Genomic DNA, 22,639 nt, shown 5'->3' on the forward strand with positions numbered 1-22,639 from the left:
TCCAATACCTTATTTCATTTATTCTTTAACTAATTACAATTTTCTATTTACGTAAATAAAGAAATTTGACAGATAAACGATTATATTTGATTTAGTCTTTTCTCATAAATGGCTAATCTATTCTTTATAAAAGGACCGTTAGGTCTTAATTTGTGTGCTTTTCTCATTAAGACATAAGCTAGATCTAAATTGTTTTTTTCAATGCTTACACCAAGATCGCGAATAAATTCAACAAAGCCATTTTCTTTAGAGGATTTCTGGCAATCTAAGCACCATTCAACAATAATTTTATAAACATCATTGACCGTATCATTAGATTCATTGATAGGTGTTAGTGTCTTATCATACAAACAGATATCTAGACTCTTTTTCCCTATAAAAAACTGTTCATTTATCCAAGAAATATCATCAATACAGTTATTTATAACTTTATTGATTAGTTCTTCTCTATAATAAACTACAGTTTTTTTCTCAGGAGTTTTATCAATTAAATAATTAGATATTTCTGCGGAAAAAAGTCCTCTGTGAATAGCGTTAGCTTTTCGAAGAACTTCTGCTTCATTATGCGTCAAACTTCGGTTCACTGTTTTATTTTTTATACTTGTTAGCTTGCTATTGAAACCACATGAATTAGCAAAAGAAATAAATATGTCATTTTTCACAAAGTCATAGTTATTTACTATTAATGATTCTTTAAAAACACTTAAATAGTTTTTTAAAAACTTTGTTTGCATTGAGTATGAAAAACCACCTTTCTGACCAAATTTATAATCAAAACCATGACGTTTAACACCCTGTAAATAGTTTGAATAAAATAATTCATAGGCACTTCTTACATAAGCTAGAACAGTTACTTTTACTTTATTCCTGTCACAAATTTCTTTTATTTTCGAAATAGATTCAAGAGGAATATTTTGCAATGCTTCACTGCTGATAATCGCTTTTTTATAAGAGCCAAAATACACATCAGCAATCAGTCTTTCAACTTCAACAAAATCTTCACTTTTACAAGCATTAAAAAGTGCAACCCCATTTCCTGCAGTTATTTTACCTTCTTTTGCAGAAGGCACTAAATCTGCATAATAATAACCTTGTCGAGCAAGCACACTCGCATTAAGTGACAACCAACTTTGTAAAGCAGATGAGCCTGTTTTACTTAAACCAACATGTAAATATAAATTTTTCATGGTTTTCCTAATTATAATTATTCTTCCGTACTTATTAATTTCAGCTATCAGTTAAGGATTCAAAGCCAGAACAGCAAGATACAAGTCCAGATCAAATTTAACCAATGGTAATAAAGCTTTTTTGATTTCCAAATTGCTGATATCTAATCCAAATTTATTACTAAGTACATTTTCTCTACGACCTTCATTTTCATATTTAACACCATAATATTTAGTTATATCGGAGAGAAATGCATCAATATCATTATCAGTGCCAACAAAATCAAAACTTTTTAAATTATCTAATGATGAAATAATATCAACTTCATCGACCAATAATTTTGTTAAGTTTGTTCTTATATAACGTGTTTGTGTGTTATCTAATAAACGAAGTTCGAGTCCATTAAATGTCTTTATGACATGGCTAACTTGCTCAGGTGAAGATAAATCATAGCTTGCTAACTTATCACTTAACTTTTGAATATATTCAGGATGAGCATCATAACGTTTTTTATGTTCGTCTAATGCAAGTGCTCGAATCCAAGATAAATGAGAAACAACATGGGAATAAGGTTCTCTAAAAGTAATTGCTTTTTTATAGCACTGTAATTCTTTAGCTTTAATAAATGCTTGATAAGGAATGTGTCCTGATAAAAAATCAATTTTATTTTCTTTAACCTGCACAGGCCAATCAGGGATTGACTCAGCATGAACTAAAGAGTTTTCTGTACCGAAACATTCCCTTAGAACCTTATTGACTGTAGAACCTGCTGTTTTAGCAATATGTATATAAAGAAGTGGTGTTTTTTGAACAAAAGCAAGTACTTTTGTAATTAACTCATTCTCATTAAAAATAGCAATGGAATAACGACTATTTTTATCAAGCTTTCTCATATCAATCTCAAAACCTGCAGTACTAACATCATTAATATCAGAATAAATTTTTGCAAGTTTAGGTCTGTTTTTTGAATATTCAATTGCATTAACTAACAGGCCTGCTTGATCAATAACTCTAACAACATAATTATTATCATCAAGATTGACAAACCATCCAGCTAAAATAGAAGTTGAAACATCACAGTTCACATTATTATCAAGATGAAATCGATACTGTGTATTACTCCACTCACTTTTACTATAAATTAATTTATGCATTATATGAAAAATCTTCTCTTTCTAAACTAAGGTTTGGACTATAGCAAGGATCCGATTTTTTATCTGTGTTCCATGTATTTTTCATGTAATCGACTTCTTTATTAAAACGCGCTACTTTTTCAGGATTGTCTTCAGCACCACGGCTGATTGACTCATAATGATATAACTCTGCATAAGGCGTCCATAGGTTTCTATAACCTGCAGCTTGCACTTTCAAGCAAAAATCAACATCATTAAATGCAACCGTTAAATCTTCTTCATTTAATCCACTAACTTCATCAAATACTGACTTACGCACCATCAAACAAGCGGCCGTTACTGCTGATAAATTTTGCACTAGTTTTAAACGATAAAAGTAACCAGGGTGGTCTCGAGGGAAATACTTATGAGAATGACCCGCAACACCACCTAAGCCATAAATCACACCAGCATGTTGAATCGTATCGTTCTCAAAGTACAACATAGCGCCGACACAACCAACATCTTCACGTTGCGCATGAGAAACCATTTCAGTTAACCATTCAGGCGTAATGACTTCTACATCATTATTAACAAGACCAATGATTTTACCTTTAGCTTGTTTCGCAGCAAAGTTATTAATAGCAGAATAGTTAAACGGATAAGGATAACGAAGCACCGTTATTTTTTCATGCTTATCAAGCTCTTCGAAGTACTCTAAAGCAATAGGGTCATTAGAGTTATTATCAACTAATAAAATTTCATAATTTTGGTAAGTCGTTTTCTCTAATATAGAATCAATGGCCTGTTTAGTAATCTCATAGCCATTATAAGTAGGGATAATCAGCGACACCAAAGGCTCTTTAGCAATTTGCCAATTAACCTTATACATATTAGCACCAGCCCCTTTCTCAACGGTGACATCCTTATTTAACGCTTCAAAGTGATCTTGTAACGCTTTAATACCGGCATCGGTGGTATAGGTTTTCTCTTCAGAAGCAAGCGCAGTAGAGCCTTCAACCATTCTCCAATGGTAAAGTACCTTAGGAAGATGCACGATATTAGCTTGGTCTATTTCACGTGAATAACGTAATAGCAAATCGAAGTCTTGACTGCCTTCATAGCCTTTACGGAAACCACCAATTTTATTAACGATATCTGTTTTATAAATACCTAAATGAGACACATAGTTTTGGCTGTATAACAGGTCTAAATTCCAGTCAGCTTTAAAGTGAGGGCCACTGCGCATACCGTCTTCATCAATCTTATCTTCATCGCTGTAAATAAGTTCAGTCTCAGGCTTAAGATTTAAGGCTTCAACAACATGATATAAAGCGTGTACGTGAAGCTCATCATCGTGATCTAATAATGCAGACCATTCACCCGTTGCAATAGTTAGCGCACTGTTACTTGCTTCAGAGATATGGCCATTTTCATCACGGAAAATAACTTTAATACGCTTATCTTTCGCAGCGTAGTCTTCTAATACTTCACGAACGTGCTTTTTAGGTGACTTATCATCAGCTAAACAAAGTTCCCAATTGTCATAAGACTGTTTAATAACTGATTCAATACATTCAATTAACAACTGTTTTTCAGGATTATAAACAGGCACGATAATAGAAATAAGGGGTTTATGTTCAAAGGCTTTAATATTCTGCAATGCTAAAGAAGCGGTCATGACTTCATTATTATTAACCCATTCTTGATACGATTGAGAAGTCGCTGAATTAGACTCTGTTCTAAAATCACAATAAGCTCGATTTTCAGCACAACCATGATTAACAAAATGTAATAATAAATTGGCTTCCCAACCTGCTAAATCAGGATTTTGAGCAACATAAGCAGAAGGAGAAAAATAAGGATTAGGTTTACGCCCTTCTGCTTCACCGTGAAGAACGTAGTGCAATAAAGGGTTAACGTTTGATTCTTTAACATCGGCATTTTCATATAAATAGAAAGCAGTTGAAAAATGTGGATGAGGATTATAAAACTTATTAGCACCTTCAACAATGTAATGATCTAATGCGCTTTTGTAAGGAGTACATTGGCCATAAGTTGTTGTGTAATACTCCTCATTAAATAAGCCAGATTCATTAATAATATTCAATTGCTCTTGGTCAGCATTTGCTGGTTTTTGAGCAAATCTAAAAAGTTTCTTTAATTTTGAGTTCATGATGAAAATACCGCTTAAGAAGAGAAGTTTAGTCCATTAATATTGTTTTCATTTCAAACAAATAAGAATGAATAGTGTAATAAAAAGCCACAAAAATAGCATCAACTATATCAATAAGTTAGTGTTTTTTTATCATTTAAATATTCAGACCAAAAGAATAAGTATTAGTTCGAGGCTTTTATTACGACTATATTTATATTTTTACTTTTTATAAAATTTACTATAAAAAAGCTTGTTATTTTCACCCAATAAGATGCGAGCCCTAACGAATAAAAATCAATAGGGAATTCAAAAATGGAAGTATACGAATATTTAGTTGTAACTTGAAAAGATAGTTTACAAAAAATGAATGGTAATATTATAAATATTGAGTCGCAGTAGGTTTAATCAAAAATAATGACAATTTAAATCTGTTTGCTTGGTTATATTTATTGGAACAATGGAGATCTAATATGAACTTTATATAAGTAAAAAATATTGTTAATTATTGCCCCCATAAAAAAGTTACTTAATTAATTTTTCACTTAATTTTTTATATACTGCTTTTATATAAGGCCCATTTGGTCTTTCTTTCAAAGCTTTTTTTATTAATATCATTCTCAAGCCTGGAGGAAAGGAATCAATTAATGCTAGTTCTCTGCATGTATCTGCGTATGCAGGCAACGACAAAGCTTTTTCTACAAGATCCCAATCTAATTTTTTTTGATAAAAATCATTAATAACATTTCTAATAGAGTAAAATTTACTATCATCAAAGCTAAATGCGAGATCACAGCATAATTCTAAAATACCAGCCTTCATTAAATATTGAAATGGCATATGACCTGCTCCTGGTAAAAAAATTATATCTTCTGCAAAATTCAGGTTGGCGAGTTCAAGTTGTTTCATATCTAAAAAATGATTTGGGTCTAATATTATTATTATTTTACCTGTAAATTTATTTATATTCTGAATTGCATCATTATGTATAAGAGTCAAATCTGATGTTAATTCACTCCAGCGTTTTTCGTTCAAGGCTATTTTATTGTCTATAGAAAATTGAGGAGAACCAAGAAATAGATAATCAACAGATAATTTATTACAAACCTTCAGGCAACCATACGCCCCCATAGAAGTTGAATGTAACACTTTTGTATTTATAAACAAAAAAAAAGCATCTTTAAATAAACACTCTAAAGCCAAATCTAGACTAATAGATTCATACCAATTGTTTTTCTTTGATACAAAATAAAAAGCATTTATATCTAAAGTAGAAATATATTTTTCATTAAAACCAAATGAAAAAGAATTCCAAGAGTCATCTTTAACCCTTTGGTTAGGTAAAAATAACGAAGTAAATGTTATTATAGCTGTGGGGGTATTATTTTTTTCATCTACCCCCAGCGCAATGTTTTCATCTTCAAATATAATACGCAAACTAAAGATCCAAATGCTTCAATAAAGCACTATAAACATCAGGTTGAAAATCTTCATAATGATTAATAAGTTTTCTTTGATTTACCTCAGTTGAATAAAAACTCTCAAGTTGACAATCTATTTTATGAAATAGTTTTATATTCATATTCTTGTACCTTTCGAATAATATTTCTTTTAATTCATTATCGAGAAAACTATCACGGCTACCCTTAAATTTCTCAGATAGATAATTAATAGCTTCTAAGTGTTTATTCGTAGGTATATTTTTATCTTTATTTAGGCGTGACAAATAAATTAATGCATTATTTGGTAGTGAAACATTAGCGGTATAATTTTTTTCAACAGGAAAGTCATCAACAGTAAGCCCTAATAAATTAAAGAAAGTAGGTAGCAGTGTTCGCTTTTTTCTCTCAAAATCATAGGAAACAATTTTTATAGCATCATCTTTAAATACTGTAATCCAATTTTGCAATAAATGAGCATAGTTTATTCGACTTGAAAAATTCTTTTCTATGTAAAAATGAAAGATATCTTTTGGATATCTAACAGTTGGCATTTTAACTGACTGATTATATTCTGCTTCTAAAAAGTCATCTTGTCTTCTCAACATTATAATAACTTCAACTTCACCGAAGTTATTAAAAAAGCTGATTCTTTCAATACTATTTAAAAACTCAAACTCTTCAGAGCTTAATACAATTGAATGGCAATTTAACTCAATAGCTTTTGATACTTCAGTAGAGAGATACTTTTCTGCATTTACAAAATCATTACCAATTAACATCCAAGCCAAATGGTGTTGACCAGTATGGTTATCAATTACCTCTGGATAATAAAATCCATTTTTAATAAGCACCTCTTTATTTTTATGAAGGACATTCTGAATAGAAGTACTACCAGTTTTATGCGTGCCTATATGTAAATATATTTTCATTTTAATTTATACCTAATATGTTTTTCATAATTACATTTGAAGGAGTACCAATTTCATTTAAATAATCTACATTACACCTTTCATTTATAGCTCCTAGATTGAATGCAGCAATTCTTAGATTTGCCCTCAAAGCTTCGCTTAATGTATAAGAGAATGTTTCAGGCCAGACACTAAACAATCCTGCAATATGACAATCATGAATTTTAAATAACTCAGGAAGTTCTTCTTTTTCATATTTACCAGTAATTGTTACATTTGGTAGTTCTTTAAAATATTCATCATCACTTGTATAACCTATAACAATAAACTTAACTGGTAAATTAAATTTATAAGCATATTTCGCACATTCCTTTAATACATTTAATCCTTTATGGACTCCTATTGCACCAATAAAAGCTATATTTAAAACTTTAGCATCTATTAAAGAAATAGGCTCATAAATAAATTCAGACTCTGGGTGGTAACGAGCTTCAATATTATCTAAATCAAAATACTTAAGAATCCTGTCACGAGTATCTACACTCGGAGTGATTACTGCTTGGGCACCTTGTAACTTTTCAAAGTAATAATTACGCCAGCTATCAATGGTTCCTCCCAAGTCATCAAAACTAAGTAGTGACGCATTATGCACACCATTGCGTTTAATGCATCTATTACAAGCATCGCTATTTGGCTCTCCACAATATGACTTAGTTTCATCAATTAAGTTAACTCGAGGACAAATAGTATGATAATCATGCAAAATAACTTCATAAGGTACACTTAACTGCTCTGATAACTCCCACACAAATTTGGGGAATTGTATTGTATGATGATAATGAATGATATTTACTTTCAATGATTTCAAATGTTTAATTAACATAGATTCATCTTCTGGTAGTTTGTATTGCACTACTGTATTATCAATTAAACTTTTCAACTCCCACATATTTTCTGAGGGTGCGACTAGCATAAAGACGCTTTTACCTTCACTTCTATTGATAGCCGCTATATCATTTGTTGCAACTTCTGTACCTCCACCAATTGTTAAAGATACATATAAAATAGAGCCTAAATTTTCTCTATTTTTATTAATGGTATTAAGTTGCTCTTTTTGTAATAAGTTAAATGCGACATTATTTCTAAATGGTCTTATAGGATCTTCATTTATAAAAGACTCTACAGCTTGAGGATAATCAGGATAAATCCCATTTAGCTTTCTCAAATTTGTTGCAATAAATTCATCTGTATTGCCAGCAAATGATACCGAACCTAAGTGCTGTACAAAGGCATCCATCGCCATCACATTTCGCCAACCTAATCTTGCAGCTCTTAATGAAAAGTCATTTTCTTCAGCGTAACCTTTGCCCCATTTTTTTTCATCAAAAAAACCAACATCTTTAAGCGTCGAACGTTTGATAAACATACTAAACCCATGTGCAGTAGGAAGATCTACAACTTTATTTTTATTTTCAGTTGCAAAAACTTCACTTAGTTCATTAAGTTTAATTTGCTTAGGTAATTCATTATCAACACAAAAGCGAGGGTAACTGCAGATAGTCGCATTATTTGAGAATGGCGTGACAGAACCGATTGTTTCATCAGAATAAGCTGCACCTACAATTTTATCTAACCAATGGTTTGTAACAACAGTATCTGAATTTAATAGTAGAACATCATTAGTTTCACTGTATTTCATTCCTTTATTAACAGTTCCAACAAACCCCAAATTAAATTCATTTTCTAATAAAATAAAGCCTAATGTTTTCTCTAAGTTGCGTAACTTGTCGGTTAATTCTGGTTCAGGGCTACAATCATTAATTACGATAACATTAAAATTTTGCTTACAATTAACATCATAAACACTTTGTATACAATTAATTGTTTCTTCAAATCCTTTGTAAACAGGCACAATAATATCAATGCTTTTTTTACCGTTGGTAACTAATGTTTTATCTGCAAAAGAATAATCGCCTTGGGCAAATTGATCTGCTCTCGTTTTATCGATTAATTCTGGAATAATACTTTGTGTTAACCAAGTAAGCTCAGGACTATCATTTAACAGGGTTGCTTTTTTTACTATATTTTGCAATTTAACAAGTGTATTTATTCTCGCTGTTTTAGGAAACAATTTAACTTCATCTAGAATAATTTGTTGTGTACCTGCAACTTTAAATACAACTGAATTTAATTTTAAATGGTCGATATATTGGCCAATATTTAAAGAAAATCCAGATGAAAAGCTAGTAATACCGGCATCTCTTAAATCATGCCTTAGAATATTAGCTGCGATTGTCGTAACTAAAGATTCATTAACATAAACATCAATGTCTACATTTCTGTCTGGGTAAGACTTATCAAAGCACCATCCAATAATGTTATATATAGATTGGGAATCAATATGCCCTTTAATTACAGGAGAATAAATATTTAACGGAACACCAACTAGTGGAGATTTAGTTTCACATTCAATTATTTCTATTTCTGAAAAATTTTTATCTATTAGTTCGTATACATTTAACTCAACTTTAAACCCTGAAAACCCTGTGGTAGAAATTTTTTGTTCGTATAAATCACTTCTATATTGATCAGGAATAAACCTTTTAATCTCAATACCATCAGCTAAGATGCACAATTCAAAATTATCGCTATCACTAGAAACAGCCCAACCGCTAATTGTCATACCATCCCATGAATCAACAACGCCTCTAATGATTGCTTTATCATCGGTATTAGAGGTTTCTTTTATATCATTTTTCATAATTAAATCTCACTAACCTTAAGTAACTCAATCCACCAACTTTCATTTTCTAAATACCACTCAATCGTTTTACGAATACCCGTTTCAAAAGACTCTACAGGCTTATAACCCAATTCATTATTGGTTTTAGTCGCATCAATCGCATAACGCCAATCATGACCCGCTCTGTCTTCTACAAAGGTAATTAACTGTTCAGCTTTATTTTCAAATACTGTTTTAGCCAGTGGATATGCAGTCGCAAGTGCAGGATTTTTTTGGAACTGTTCGTTCATTAGTTCACAAACTAATTTAACAATATCGATATTAGCCCATTCATTATGGCCACCGATATTGTAGTTTTCACCTAGACGACCTTTGTTTAAAACAAGTTCAATGCCACGCGCGTGATCTTCTACATATAACCAATCACGAATTTGTTGGCCATCACCGTAAACTGGCAGTGGTTTATCATGCAGAATATTAGTAATAATCAACGGAATCAATTTTTCTGGAAAATGATATGGACCATAGTTATTTGAACAGTTAGACGTAGTCACCTCTAAACCGTAAGTATGGTGATAAGCACGTACTAGATGGTCAGATGCTGCTTTAGACGCTGAATAAGGGGAATTTGGTGCATAAGCTGTTTCTTCAGTGAACGCCGGATCGTTTGGCCCTAGTTCGCCGTACACTTCATCTGTTGATACATGGTGAAAGCGATGCTTAAGCGGTGCTTGACCGTTTGCTTTCGGTTCATCTATCCAGATTTTTTTAGCGGCTTTAAGTAAACTGTAAGTACCAATAATATTGGTTTCAATAAACGCATCTGGACCAGTGATTGAACGGTCAACATGTGATTCAGCAGCAAAATGCACTAACGTATCAATGCTATGTTCTTTTAGTAACGTTTCTACTAACGCTGTATCGCAAATATCACCTTGTGCAAATACGAAATTTGGGTTGTCTTCAACTGACGCAAGACTTTCACGGTTACCTGCATAAGTTAATGCATCTAATACCACTACTTTATCTTGAGGGTTATTTGCTAGCCAATATAAAACGTAGTTGGCGCCAATAAAACCTGCACCACCTGTTACTAATAAGTGTCGAGTTGCCATTTTCTTTCTCTCATGTTGTGAAGACTGATAAAACAGTCTTTTAAATATTTTTAATTGGAAGATTCAGAAGCAGATTCAAGTTTCAAGAAAAACCCTAAACTCTCACCTTTAAAGTAACCACGAAGCGCTGCGCTTCACAGAGAACACGAAGATGGAATTCTAAACCAAAAAATTATCATCTTGTTTGTTGTTACTGCATCTTTTATCTTGTCTCTTTCGTCTATATCTTATCTTCTAATTTGTATCTTCAATCTCTTAACTTGTACTTTTCAACTCATTCATCATTTCTGATAACTGCTTGCGCCAATGCGTTGTTTCTACGCCACTTGCTTGCTCAGCTGACTGTTTGTCAATCACGCTGAAACTTGGACGTTGTGCTGGTGTAGGGTAAGCACTTGCTGGTATCGGACGTACTGGAATGGCTTTATCAAGCATGCCTTTTTCTATCGCTAATTCTTGAATAGCGACGGCAAAGTCATACCATGAGCAAACACCGGCATCAGTCCAATGTAAGATTTGAGCTGTGTTTGATGTTTGTGCTGACTCAGTCTCTTGCGGGCTTTGGTTTTTATCTACTAACGCCCAAATCATGGTCGCTAAGCCTTTTGCCCACGTCGGTGTGCCGACTTGATCGTAAACAATGCCTAATTGTTCTTTTTCAGCCATTAAACGTAGCATTGTTTTGACGAAGTTATTGCCATTCACTGAATATACCCAAGCGGTACGAATGATGGTCGCTTGACACCCTAAAATAGCATTAACTTTACTATCACCAGCGAGTTTTGACGCGCCATAAACGTTGATAGGGTTAACTGAATCGTCTGTTTGATAAGGGGTTGTTTTGGTACCGTCAAAAACAAAATCCGTTGATACATGAATCAACTTGGCTGATATTTTTTTACAAGCTAAGGCGAGGTATTCACTGCCAAGATCATTAACCGCATAAGCTGTTTCTGTATCGGTTTCTGCTTTGTCTACTGCCGTATAAGCAGCCGCATTAATCACTATATCTGGTTGAAATTGTTCAATCGTATGGTTAACTTGATTTACGTCGGTAATATCTAAGTCTTGTGCAGAGCAACTGAGTAGCTGTATATTTTTAGGCGCTAGTTGTTCTAATTCCCAAGCTAACTGTCCGCCCTTCCCTGTAATTAATACTTTCATAACAACCTTATTCATTTTTAATTGTGTATTTTTTAATGCCGTTGACGTTTACTTGTTAAAAGCAATATCAAAAGAGCAAGTCTACCTAAAAAATGAGAACGAGTCACATTCCCTTTACAAAAATAAGATATTTTTTTGTGTATAGGCAGGTAATTCAGACTGCTCAACACCTTAATTGTTTCATCTGGTATCATTTTATTTGTTTGTTCAAATACTTTAAAAGCAATTGCTTGATTAATAAGCGCTTGTTGGCTTTTTTTAAATGCTTTCAAATGTTTAAAAAATTGAAAGCATAAAGAGAACAGGCCTCGGTGCTTTGCACCAATGACATTAGCATGATGCTGACGATATTGAATGAGTGTTTGATCAATAAAGACGATTTCACCGCAGCGGTGCGCAACCAATGCTATCCACCAATCGTGCATGTAGGCTTTTTCTGGCATCGGTAAGGCTTTATCAATTAATGCACGATTAAATAACATGGTGCAGCCTGATATGACGTTCTGTTGGCATAATTGATTAAACTTAATATGCCATTTTTTGCTGATATTTTTTAGTTTGAAATAGCTGCTACAAATCTCTTGCAAATGCGCATCTACAATTTGTTTATCACTAAAAATCAATAACGGTGTGTGAGGTGGTAACGAACTTTCAGCTTGCTTTAGGTGTTGCATAGAGAGTTCTATTTTATGAGGTAACCAAATATCATCTTGGTCACACAACATAATGTAGTCAGCAGTACTTTGACTTAATCCAAAAGCAAAGTTATCTTTAGGCCCTTTTTTGCCACTTGTATTTTCAATCCAAATTATTTTATTGTCTTGTTCGGCTAATGTAGCAACAATATTTTGTGTGTTATCTATTGAGCCATCATCAGTGACAATGATTGTATTAACCCATTTATGATAGCCGATATTAGCTTGTATTGATTTTATCTGCTCTGCTAAAAAAGCTTGGCCATTATAGGTCGCTAGTACGATATCAATCATTTTTTATAACGGTTTTGATATTCGAGGCTAGAATTGGATGCTGACTCTTGCTTTTTACCAAATGAATATTTGAAGACACTTTGCACATGCCAAAAGAAGAATTTACTTAAGAACTGCTTACTTGAACAGTGTCTGAAATGAACGGCTTTAACATCCTCAAAATACTCAAGTGGAAAGCCTGCCTTATTGGCTCTAAAGCTAAAATCGATATCTTCACAGTACATATAATAACGTTCATCTAGACCATTAAGTTGATTATAAACATCTGCTTTTACAACCATAAACGCGCAGCTTGCCCAATACTCTTTATCTGGTGATAAGCCTTTTCTACGATTTATCATGGTAGAACGGTCATTGAGTAAATAGGTTTTTATGAAGCTAAAAAATTTAGGATATAGGCGTATATTATCGTCTTGCACCATTTCTTCTCTATCAAGATATAGGTTAGCAACGCCTAAGCATGTAGTCGCTTTTTTTAAACGTTCAATTAACGTCAATATATTGGGCTTGGTAATAAACACATCAGGATTTAATAGTATGAAGTAATCATCTTCTTCCATGCCCAGCTCAAACTTGCAATGCATGTAATTAGCATTGTTATTAGCAGAAAATCCTTGTTCGTGGCTATTTGCAATATAATGTGCGCCATATTTATCACAATATTTTTTTAGCTTACCGACAGGGTCATTATCTCTGCAGACGATGGTTATTTCATCGTATTTAGATAATGTTTTAATGGTGCCTAAATTGATGATCACATCATGATGACGATGGGATACTATTGAGATAAATATGCGCATTAATTACAGCTTCGGCGCGTCAGAGAAGCTTAAGCCGTTTTCATCTTTTGCAGATAACAATGGTGTTTGATCTGGGTTGATTGGCCATTCGATATTAATTTCAGGATCATCCCATTTGATTGACACTTCTGCACTTGGATTATAGACGTCTGTGCATTTATATACGAACTCAGCTTCATCAGTTGTGACATAAAAGCCGTGTGCAAAGCCTTCTGGTACCCAAAGTTGACGTTTGTTTTCTGCTGATAGTAAAACACCAGCCCATTGACCAAATGTAGGTGAGTCTTTACGCATATCAACGGCAACATCAAATACTTCACCTTTTGTTACGCGGACTAATTTACCTTGGGTATTTTCAGTTTGGTAATGTAGGCCACGTAAAATACCGTGACTTGATTTGCTGTGATTTTCTTGAACGAATTCACGCTCACCACAATGTTCGTTGAATAATGATGTACGGAATGTTTCCATAAAGAAACCACGTTCGTCACCAAACACTTGTGGTTCAACAATTTTTACATCAGGAATATTTGTTTCTATAAATTTCATATATACACTCAGTTATAAATTAGATAACACTTAATAATATTGGAAAACTAACTCTAAAGCCTCAAACACAGCAGCTAAGAAGTTCAAGGTTATGAACTCATACGCAGAGTCGGTTAAACTTTTGAACTCTAATCGCTGGCTTTAGCCTGTAGGGTTTTGTGTGTTGTTTTTTAATTGTTAACTACAAAGTAAAAAAAACTAATACATGTAAACACTGCAAGCTTTTGAACTCGGGGCGCTGGCTTTAGCCTGCCAGTATGCGAGTTATCGCATACAACGATTAGCTTCGCTGAGCAAAGCGAATCATGAATGACTAAAACAATACCAAAACCTAAAACCTAAAGACTAAAGATTAAGATCAAAACAAGCAGGCTAAAAAAGGAATCGCAGAGCTCTTCCGCTCATTGCCCTAACCTCTCGGTTAATTCGCCCAGCGCTCCTTAAAAGATGTATCGTATCTTACAATGTTGTTCGTCAATTACGTTATAACAAAAATCAACACCCTCGCTCATCTCAACATAATTGCGATAGCTATCAAGCGTCGCTTGATATTCGGGGCGCTGGCTTTAGCCTGCCAGTATGCGAGTTATCGCATACAACGATTAACTTCGCTGAGCAAAGCGAACCATAAATGACTAAAACAATACCAAAATCCAAAAACTAAAGATTAAAAACTAAAGATTAAAGATTAAAAATTAAGGTCAAAACAAGCAGTCTGAAGCCAGCGCCCCTTACAAGATGTATCGTATCTTACAATGTTGTTCGTCAATTACGTTATAACAAAAATTAACACCAAAACTTAAAGATTAAGGTCAAAACAAACAGGCTAAAAAAAGGAATCGCAGAGCTCTTCCGCTCATTGCCCTAACCTCTCGGTTAATTCGCCCAGCGCCCCTTACAAGATGTATCATATCTTACAATGTTGTTCGTCAATTACGTTATACCAAAATCAACACCAAAATCTAAAGACTAAAATCAAAACAAGCAAGTTGAAAAAGACTCGCAGAGCTCTTCTTCTCATTACCTTGACCTGTCAGCTAAACGCCGCGAAAGCCACAATACTACTAGCTAAAATCAGCATACTATTAAGGTTATAATTAGCTAGGTACTTGGCAAAATTCTACGTTCTAAAAGGCTTAGTAGGTATTCGCCATAGCCTGATTTTTTCAATGGTTCTGCGAGTTTTCTGATGCCTTGCTCGTCGATGTATCCCATGCGGAAGGCGATTTCACCTGGGCAACATACTTTTAAGCCTTGGCGTTTTTCGATAGCGCGGATATATAATGCGGCATCTAGCAGGTCATCTAATGTACCTGTATCTAACCAAGCAGTGCCTCGACCCATTACTTCTACTTTTAGCGTTTCATTCGTTAGGTATTGCTCAATAACGTCTGTAATTTCTAATTCACCACGTGGTGATGGTTTTACATTTTTTGCGTATTCAACAACGTCAGCATCAAAGAAGTATAACCCGGGTACTGCGTATGATGATTTTGGTTTTTCAGGTTTCTCTTCAATCGAGATAGCTTGACCGGCATCATCAAATTCCACAACACCATAAGACGTTGGGTTTGAAACGTAGTAACCAAATACCGTCGCACCTTTTTCTTGTTGATTGGCTCTTTGTAATGATTTAGCTAAATCATGACCATAGAACAAGTTATCACCTAAAATTAACGCAGCAGGGCAACCGTCTAAAAACTCTTCGGCCAATAAGAATGCTTGTGCTAAGCCATCTGGGCTAGGTTGCACTACATATTCAATGCTAACCCCCCATTGTGAACCATCTTTTAATAGTTCTTGGAAACGAGGTAATTCTAACGGTGTTGAAATAATTAATATTTCAGTAATCCCAGCCATGAATAAATTTGAAAGCGGGTAATAGATCATAGGCTTATCATAAACAGGCATCAATTGCTTGCTCACTACTTTTGTTAACGGATAAAGCCTTGTGCCTGAACCACCGGCTAAGATAATTCCTTTACGGTTTAATGGATTCTTACTCATGCTAATTCCTTTTCATATTTTGAAAACTTTTATCTTAATTAAAGCTTATTTTAATTCGCGAATAGTACTGATTACTATTTTCCCTATACCAAATGCTAGGCTTAACAATAGTAAAAACAACGAAATATTATAAACCACGTCCGGGTACTTGCTGTCTTCACTTAATGTTGCTTTTTCTACCACAATTAAGTATTTAAGTTGACGGTAAGCTTCTATTCTCGACTTCTCTAATGAGATTTGTGAAGAGGTATAAGCCTGTAATGCAAGATCCATTTTGATTTTATAGTCAGTAAATTTAGATAAAAGTTCACTAATTGGAATTTCATCTAACCCTGACTGTGATAATTTATCCCTTTCTATCTCTAATTGCGCATTGAGTGCTTTTAACTCATTCTGCAACCCTCTCACTTGCGGAGAGTTTGCACTCATTATGGCTTTAATCGTTTTTATTTCTGTTTGCTTAACGGCAATTTGACTCTCAAGCGTGTAAGTAATTTGTTGTTTTGCAGTCCCTTCAGCCGTTGGGTCAAGTAGATTATATTTCTGCTGGTAGGTTAATAGATCTTTTTGTGCATCTGCTAAACGTTGTTCTATTAGCTTATGCTCACCTTGCATAAAGTTTAATTGCGCATTCGCTAATTGATGCCCTATTGAGTTAATAAACCACTCAGCTCTTTCTACCACAGTATTAGCGAGTAATTGTGCATATTCACTATCGAATGCTTGTGCACTAATGGTAATAATGCCCGATTTATCTTCAATAATTACGTTGAGATGTTCTTGATAATATTGGTCTAATACTTCTCGTGAATCTGATTCATGAATACGGCTGAAATAATCAATAAACGATTGAGAGTAATGCTCCCTTAGTGCTATTTTATCGTTTAAGTAGTCAATCATGTCATTAGAATAGATATAAGCTTTCACTAAATCAGGATCAGAGCCTCCGCCTGAGCCACCTAGTCCAGTTAATAATGCCATACCGGAATCTAATGTAGAGGCACTATCTGGTTGTTGTACTATGACTTTTGCTTGGCTTTCAAACCGGTTGGTTGCCCAAAGTAATTGATAGCCAGAAAAAATTAACACCGGAAGAATGACAAAAAGTATAAAGGGTGGCAGATTCAATACTTTTGCGAGTACACCTTTCTCTGTCGGCGTATTTTGCTTACTATTTTTTGAACCTTGCATTTCTTTATGCGTGTTTTTCGGAGGATTAACTTTAGCGTTAGACCTTACTTTTGCTTGTTGTTTTTTCAAATTATTTACACGTGCTAAAATACGAGCAGACAAGTCAGGGTCAGTTTTTGCTAACTCTTCAGTCTTTTTTGTTAAGAAATCAATATTATTAAACTGTTCAGGTTTAAGTGAATTTTTTAATACTTTAAATCGTTGTTCTGTCATCATTTAACATAAAGGCTCAAAGCTAGGTGCTTAAAGGCTTGTTATAAAAAGAAACTATCTAACCAATACGGTCTTCAAGCAATTATTTATCGGCTTATCGCCTGTTTCCAACTCACGTGATAACAAGCGAGAGCAAAAAACACACTCACTAACACACACATATCTAAAAAGAAATAACTCACCCCTTCATGCCCATAACTTGGATAAGCCGCATAACGAGTCAACTCGACCGCATGCAGTAAAGGGTTCCAATCTAGGTAATGCCAATATTCTCGAGGGATATCTTGTAGGCTAAAAAAGATACCTGAGATAAAAAATAACGGACGAGACAATAATATTTGTACTTTTTTTAGTTCCGGAATATAGCAGTATGCCAGTCCAAATACCGTTCCAATACTGACCCCAAGTAACCAGACTTTAAAAAAGTTTAAAATAACTGATATAGCGTCATGTACATAGATATCAATTTTTAAAACAAAACAAATCAAAACAATGGTTAATACAACAAATATTTTAACTAATAACTCAAAGAAACTAATCGCAAGGATAGAACTAATAGGCTGTACTTGCCTAAAGGCATATAAGGGTTTATTTTTTTGAAGTGCTGCACTTGATTTATTCAAAATCATCAAAAAAAACTGTACAAGAATTAGCCCATATACCATAAAAAACATAGTCGGCATTCCATGGGTATCGCCATTACCCGATGCAAAGGTCCTTATCGCAGTCATACCTCCGATCATAATTAATGGAGATATAACAGACCAGGTCAAGCCAATTTTATCGGTCGATTGGCTTTTTATTTCCCTTAAAAAGATAGCAAATATCACATCACCCCATACTTTTAGGGTTGATCGTTTTTGTACAGATGCCATTAAACCAGTCTCATTGATAGTAGAGCAGCAACATTTGCGAAAGCCTTTTTTAAACGAACTTTCATTATCGAATAGCCACGTTTGCTGCAATAGCAATTTGATAAACTATTTGGGTAATATCTTTCACGGCTTGCACAATTTTAGTGTCCACTTTAGGTAACACTAGAATTTGATCACCGCGTTGAATTTTCATGTTTTTGGCTTCTTCGCCTTCTTTCACAAAAATAACAATGCCATTTGCGCGCACAACTGAAATACGCTCATCTTCTGCTCTGTCGGTAAAGCCGCCTGCCCATGCAATATAGTCATCGACTGTCGCGTTAGGATTAAACACAACCGCTTGTGGCATTAACACTTCACCACCAATATTGATTAAGTCTGTGTAATGCGGAATAACGATTTGGTCGCCTTTCTCTAATAAGATATTAGCGGTGGTACCATTGTCAGACACAATCACTTTACCTAGTGGTTTAACTTGTCTTGCTTTTTCAACAAACTTCATCACCATTTCAGCTTCTTGAGCACGAATAGAAGCTTCGCCATCAGAAGACGCTGGCGCTGTAAATATGCTTCGTTCTAGTCTGTCTAAGGAGTCATCTAAGATCTGTTTTTGACGCTCAGCTACACTTTTACGCAGGATATAAATAGACTTGTTATCAGTAAGTGCCGGTACAATTGGAATAGCATTTAATACATCATGCAGACGCGCGCTTTTTTTGACGGCAAAGTATGACGGGCCTAAATAGCTACCCGATACTTGAACATCGATGACTTGCGCGTGAGAGTCGTCGTTAAACACTAAACTATCGCCGTCTTGTAATGTGTAGTTTAAGAAGTCTTTGTATTCTAAATAAACAGAGAACGGACCTGTCGCTCGATTACCAAACACACCCACATGGCTTATTTTGGCAAGCGGTAAGGCAAATTGAGCCAGCTCACTACCTTTAGTTTGAAGGTTTTTTAGTTCGAATCGGAAAGGGTTTTTTACACCACCGGCAACGTTGACGGCTGATTTTTGTGGTTTAACTAAAATGACGTCTTTATCTTTAAAGGTAATGTTAGGTAGTCGACCTGTTTGTATAAAGGTATATAAATCCACTTCTTGTAATATTTTGTTATTACGAATAATTTGAATACTACGGTAACTACCTCGATCAGAGTCAATGCCACCAGCGCGTTTTAAAAAGTACAGAACACTGTCTGATGCCATACCTGCATATTGACCAGGGCGGATGATGGCACCCGATAAGTAGACACTAACAGGTGTTGCCGTTAATAGATTGACGTAAACTTCTACGTTATTAGTGTAGGTCTGTTTTATTTTTGATTGGACAAGTTTATTGATGCTACTTGCAGGGACATCTAATACGTTAATAGGGCCAATATTAGGAATGAAGATATTACCTTGGTTATCAACCGTCACGATATTAGAGTAAGTGACCGCTCCCCATATCCAGATGTTTATTTTGTCACCCGCGGCAATCAGGTAGTTTTCATTTAAACCGTCAACACGTTCTGTTTCATATCCACCAGCAAATAGATTGGCACCGTATGGCGGTGGGTTATCTTCGCCTGATGACGGTAATAATTCACGAACATCTACTTCACCTGGTAGTAACACACCTGAGCGATTTTGCTTTTGGTAAGATCCTGTTTCTAAGCTTGTTTCAGTATTGCTTGTATCTATTTGCGGTATACCGTTGCTTGTTCCACTTTGTAGATCAATAGAGCTTGGCTCAAAAGCGGCAAATGCATTAGGCAAGAAAAAACAGCTTGAAAGTAATCCAACCGTGGCTATTTTTAGTAAGTCCATTTTTAATAAATTCATTTTTTAACTCAATATTGAAAAAGTTTGTGATGCTATAAATTACTTTGGTTCTATACAGCGCTTATTGCTCTGGTAGTTATTTTATCTTTATAAATAATGTCTACAAAGCCATGTTTATAAAGCCATGTTTATAAAGCAATATTATCGTCAGATTCGATAATGGCATTTTCTAAAAACCAAGATTTAGCTAATTTATCGTTTTCTTTATAAGTGATTTCACAAGCAATTCTTTTTTTAGGTTGCACGTTCGATGCTGAAAATATCAGTTTACGACAGGGGTAACCCAATGCAGACACATAGGTTGGCATGACAGTAACGTCATATTGTCCATGTGTTAATTGTGTAGAAGATGGGTTACTTAATATCGATGAAAAGTTTGCAGGTAATATTGTTTGGTCAGGTTTAGCTTCGTTGCTACTAACAAGCGGAATAGAAGCATGCACTTCTCTCGGTTTACTGGTACACGCTGTTAGTGCTAAAACCACAGGCACTAATAAGTATTTATAATGTTTAGAAGATAAAATATTAATCATAATAACAACTCTTAAAATACCTAAAAAAGATAATTTTGACAAAAAAAGAAACGAATCATAACAAAAGGCTGCTATTGGAGCAATCTATAAGCGTTTGTTAATATACTCTGTTTTTCAGCGATCTTAAAAACATAAACCTTTATATTTATTCCGTTAACCACCATCAATAAATGGCAGATGATACTCTAATTTAAAATAAAGCGTCATACTGAGTAAAATATCAAACACCAAAAAAATATCTTTAAAAAACACCCGTCTATTTTTAGATAGCATTTAGATCCGCATAAAGGCGTTTAGTTATATTTAAAAAATTAACGCAATATACTAAGGACTAATGTGACACCGTGATGGCATTAATATAAAATATCGCATCAATTAATTTCATGTGTATTTTACTTTAAAGCGCATTTATTAAAAATGACTGACGATAATCTGTCGCTCCTATTCACTTTCTATAAAAGTTAACATTCCTATGATCAAACGCACTTTTACTACTCCTTGGCATGACTATGAATTAATCGATGCCGGTAATAACCAAAAGCTAGAGCGTTGGGGAAATGTTTATACTATTCGCCCTGAAATGAATGCTTACTTTGAGCCTGTACTTTCAAAAAAACAGTGGTTGGATAAAGCACACTTTGAATTTATTGAAAGTAGTAGTAGTGCCGGTGAATGGAAGACACTACAAGGTAATTTGGAACATGATTGGCAGATTAAGTTCAATAACATCATTATTAATTTGCATCTAACCAAGTTTAAGCATGTTGGCCTGTTTCCAGAACAACGCGCTAATTGGGACTTTATTGCTGATAATCTTCAATCTGGTGATCGATTTTTAAACCTATTTGCTTATACGGGTGTAGCTTCATTAGTGGCAAGAGATCAAGGTGCTGAGGTGCTGCATTGTGACTCTGTTAAGCAAATCATTAAATGGGGCAAAGAGAACATGGAGTCCTCCGGTTTAACAGATGTGCATTGGGTTTTAGAAGATGCACTTAAGTTTGCCCAGCGTGAAATCAAACGCGGAAAAAAATACCAAGGTTTGATAATGGATCCCCCCGCTTTTGGTATCGGCGCAAAGAAAGAGCGCTGGAAGATTGAAAACAAATTCCCTGAGCTTATAGAAGCAGCCTTAGCATTACGCGCCAAAGGTGGTTTTATTATTGCCAACACTTACTCCCCTCGCCTAGATGCAGAACGTATCCGTCAAATCACCAGTGATTTATGTAACGGCGAAAAAGTACAAGTCACTACGCTAAGCGTAAAAAGCCAAACAGGTAAGATATTAGATTACGGATTGAGAACTGTTATTACAGGTAGTTAGTTTTGGTTTGTAAGGGTGTTTGGTTTGCAGCCAGTAGCTTTAACTTTAGTGTGTAGACTTCAAAGAGTTTACACACTTTGTAAAAGTCACCGACTTCGAGTGAATGAGGCGAAGCTTTTGACTTCGGGGCGCTGACTTTAGTCTGCGGGGGTTATGTGTTGATTTGGCTTTAAGTTGAATAATAGAAAGTATGGAGGCAATATCACCCCCCTAAAAATCAACACACAAAAGATCTGCAAGCTAAAGCGTGCGCCCCTAAAACCAAAAACTACAAACTGAAAACATAACTCGTAAATTCTAAAACCAACACACAAAAGATCTGCAAGCTAAAAACAGGACTCACAGAGTCCCTCAGCTCATAATACTAGGCTCTCGCATAATTCGCCAAGCGACCTCAATTCAAAATCAACACACCGAAACCTCTTAGCTTTCTACAACTATTATTAGTCTTTAACTTCAGTCAGCAGCGGTTTTGTGTGTTGTTTTGACTTGTTGCTACAAGTTTATGAGCCTTTGACTCTGGG

Annotated in this window: 17 protein-coding genes; 1 reads left to right on the top strand and 16 read right to left on the bottom strand. The window is 34.6% G+C overall.

The features are described 5' to 3' along the window. Positions 1 to 80 precede the first annotated feature (80 nt). The 16 genes from V6255_RS14060 to V6255_RS14135 all read right to left on the bottom strand — a co-directional run bounded on the left by V6255_RS14060 (position 81) and on the right by V6255_RS14135 (position 20,791). Positions 81 to 1,187: a hypothetical protein gene (locus tag V6255_RS14060; protein WP_341628725.1), complete on the bottom strand. Its 1,107-nt coding sequence runs from the start codon at positions 1,185 to 1,187 to the stop codon at positions 81 to 83. A gap of 51 nt (positions 1,188 to 1,238) precedes the next feature. Then, positions 1,239 to 2,321, bottom strand: coding sequence for a hypothetical protein (locus V6255_RS14065; RefSeq protein ID WP_341628726.1), 1,083 nt, complete (start codon positions 2,319 to 2,321; stop codon positions 1,239 to 1,241). Next, positions 2,314 to 4,455 carry a glycosyltransferase family 2 protein gene (locus V6255_RS14070; RefSeq protein ID WP_341628727.1) on the bottom strand — a complete coding sequence of 714 codons (2,142 nt, stop codon included), beginning with the start codon at positions 4,453 to 4,455 and terminating at the stop codon, positions 2,314 to 2,316. The genes V6255_RS14065 and V6255_RS14070 overlap by 8 nt, the downstream gene beginning before the upstream one ends. A gap of 504 nt (positions 4,456 to 4,959) precedes the next feature. Then, positions 4,960 to 5,871, bottom strand: a complete 912-nt coding sequence (locus V6255_RS14075; RefSeq protein ID WP_341628728.1) for a hypothetical protein — start codon at positions 5,869 to 5,871, stop codon at positions 4,960 to 4,962. Between the two features lies 1 nt (position 5,872). Further along, the gene (locus tag V6255_RS14080) at positions 5,873 to 6,805 is read right to left on the bottom strand and encodes a hypothetical protein (protein WP_341628729.1); all 933 of its coding nucleotides are present in this window, start codon (positions 6,803 to 6,805) and stop codon (positions 5,873 to 5,875) included. 1 nt (position 6,806) lies between these two features. Next, complete coding sequence (locus V6255_RS14085; protein ID WP_341628730.1) at positions 6,807 to 9,545, bottom strand: glycosyltransferase; 2,739 nt, start codon at positions 9,543 to 9,545, stop codon at positions 6,807 to 6,809. A gap of 2 nt (positions 9,546 to 9,547) precedes the next feature. Next, complete coding sequence (gene rfbB, locus V6255_RS14090) at positions 9,548 to 10,642, bottom strand: dTDP-glucose 4,6-dehydratase (protein WP_341628731.1); 1,095 nt, start codon at positions 10,640 to 10,642, stop codon at positions 9,548 to 9,550. A gap of 255 nt (positions 10,643 to 10,897) precedes the next feature. Continuing rightward, entirely contained in the window at positions 10,898 to 11,806 is a 909-nt protein-coding gene (gene rfbD, locus V6255_RS14095; protein ID WP_341628732.1) for a dTDP-4-dehydrorhamnose reductase, read from the bottom strand. A gap of 32 nt (positions 11,807 to 11,838) precedes the next feature. Then, positions 11,839 to 12,795, bottom strand: coding sequence for a glycosyltransferase family 2 protein (locus V6255_RS14100; protein ID WP_341628733.1), 957 nt, complete (start codon positions 12,793 to 12,795; stop codon positions 11,839 to 11,841). Then, positions 12,792 to 13,595, bottom strand: coding sequence for a hypothetical protein (locus V6255_RS14105; RefSeq protein WP_341628734.1), 804 nt, complete (start codon positions 13,593 to 13,595; stop codon positions 12,792 to 12,794). Before V6255_RS14105 ends, V6255_RS14100 begins: the two co-directional genes overlap by 4 nt. Before the next feature lie 3 nt (positions 13,596 to 13,598). Next, positions 13,599 to 14,144: a dTDP-4-dehydrorhamnose 3,5-epimerase gene (rfbC, locus tag V6255_RS14110; protein ID WP_341628735.1), complete on the bottom strand. Its 546-nt coding sequence runs from the start codon at positions 14,142 to 14,144 to the stop codon at positions 13,599 to 13,601. Between the two features lie 1,101 nt (positions 14,145 to 15,245). After that, positions 15,246 to 16,151 carry a glucose-1-phosphate thymidylyltransferase RfbA gene (rfbA, locus tag V6255_RS14115; RefSeq protein WP_341628736.1) on the bottom strand — a complete coding sequence of 302 codons (906 nt, stop codon included), beginning with the start codon at positions 16,149 to 16,151 and terminating at the stop codon, positions 15,246 to 15,248. 45 nt (positions 16,152 to 16,196) lie between these two features. Further along, positions 16,197 to 17,555, bottom strand: coding sequence for a lipopolysaccharide biosynthesis protein (locus tag V6255_RS14120; RefSeq protein WP_341628737.1), 1,359 nt, complete (start codon positions 17,553 to 17,555; stop codon positions 16,197 to 16,199). Between the two features lie 86 nt (positions 17,556 to 17,641). After that, positions 17,642 to 18,430: an ABC transporter permease gene (locus V6255_RS14125; protein ID WP_341628738.1), complete on the bottom strand. Its 789-nt coding sequence runs from the start codon at positions 18,428 to 18,430 to the stop codon at positions 17,642 to 17,644. Positions 18,431 to 18,494: 64 nt separating this feature from the next. After that, positions 18,495 to 20,258, bottom strand: a complete 1,764-nt coding sequence (locus tag V6255_RS14130; RefSeq protein WP_341628739.1) for a polysaccharide biosynthesis/export family protein — start codon at positions 20,256 to 20,258, stop codon at positions 18,495 to 18,497. A 128-nt stretch (positions 20,259 to 20,386) separates the two neighbouring features. Then, positions 20,387 to 20,791, bottom strand: coding sequence for a hypothetical protein (locus V6255_RS14135; RefSeq protein ID WP_341628740.1), 405 nt, complete (start codon positions 20,789 to 20,791; stop codon positions 20,387 to 20,389). A gap of 472 nt (positions 20,792 to 21,263) precedes the next feature. On the opposite strand from V6255_RS14135, the gene V6255_RS14140 reads away from it, so the two are divergent. Beyond that, positions 21,264 to 22,115, top strand: a complete 852-nt coding sequence (locus tag V6255_RS14140; protein ID WP_341628741.1) for a class I SAM-dependent methyltransferase — start codon at positions 21,264 to 21,266, stop codon at positions 22,113 to 22,115. The last annotated feature ends 524 nt before the right edge of the window (positions 22,116 to 22,639 follow it).

Source organism: Psychromonas arctica (assembly GCF_038155225.1).
In the GTDB taxonomy this organism is placed as follows: Bacteria; Pseudomonadota; Gammaproteobacteria; order Enterobacterales; family Psychromonadaceae; genus Psychromonas; species Psychromonas arctica_B.

What these genes read in the sequence shown, in the direction of transcription:
- V6255_RS14060 (WP_341628725.1), bottom strand. Translation starts at nt 1,187, where the DNA reads ATGAAAAATTTATATTTACATGTTGGTTTAAGTAAAACAGGCTCATCT.
- V6255_RS14065 (WP_341628726.1), bottom strand. Translation starts at nt 2,321, where the DNA reads ATGCATAAATTAATTTATAGTAAAAGTGAGTGGAGTAATACACAGTAT.
- V6255_RS14070 (WP_341628727.1), bottom strand. Translation starts at nt 4,455, where the DNA reads ATGAACTCAAAATTAAAGAAACTTTTTAGATTTGCTCAAAAACCAGCA.
- V6255_RS14080 (WP_341628729.1), bottom strand. Translation starts at nt 6,805, where the DNA reads ATGAAAATATATTTACATATAGGCACGCATAAAACTGGTAGTACTTCT.
- V6255_RS14085 (WP_341628730.1), bottom strand. Translation starts at nt 9,545, where the DNA reads ATGAAAAATGATATAAAAGAAACCTCTAATACCGATGATAAAGCAATC.
- rfbB (WP_341628731.1), bottom strand. Translation starts at nt 10,642, where the DNA reads ATGGCAACTCGACACTTATTAGTAACAGGTGGTGCAGGTTTTATTGGC.
- rfbD (WP_341628732.1), bottom strand. Translation starts at nt 11,806, where the DNA reads ATGAAAGTATTAATTACAGGGAAGGGCGGACAGTTAGCTTGGGAATTA.
- V6255_RS14100 (WP_341628733.1), bottom strand. Translation starts at nt 12,795, where the DNA reads ATGATTGATATCGTACTAGCGACCTATAATGGCCAAGCTTTTTTAGCA.
- V6255_RS14105 (WP_341628734.1), bottom strand. Translation starts at nt 13,595, where the DNA reads ATGCGCATATTTATCTCAATAGTATCCCATCGTCATCATGATGTGATC.
- rfbC (WP_341628735.1), bottom strand. Translation starts at nt 14,144, where the DNA reads ATGAAATTTATAGAAACAAATATTCCTGATGTAAAAATTGTTGAACCA.
- rfbA (WP_341628736.1), bottom strand. Translation starts at nt 16,151, where the DNA reads ATGAGTAAGAATCCATTAAACCGTAAAGGAATTATCTTAGCCGGTGGT.
- V6255_RS14120 (WP_341628737.1), bottom strand. Translation starts at nt 17,555, where the DNA reads ATGACAGAACAACGATTTAAAGTATTAAAAAATTCACTTAAACCTGAA.
- V6255_RS14125 (WP_341628738.1), bottom strand. Translation starts at nt 18,430, where the DNA reads ATGGCATCTGTACAAAAACGATCAACCCTAAAAGTATGGGGTGATGTG.
- V6255_RS14130 (WP_341628739.1), bottom strand. Translation starts at nt 20,258, where the DNA reads ATGAATTTATTAAAAATGGACTTACTAAAAATAGCCACGGTTGGATTA.
- V6255_RS14135 (WP_341628740.1), bottom strand. Translation starts at nt 20,791, where the DNA reads ATGATTAATATTTTATCTTCTAAACATTATAAATACTTATTAGTGCCT.
- V6255_RS14140 (WP_341628741.1), top strand. Translation starts at nt 21,264, where the DNA reads ATGATCAAACGCACTTTTACTACTCCTTGGCATGACTATGAATTAATC.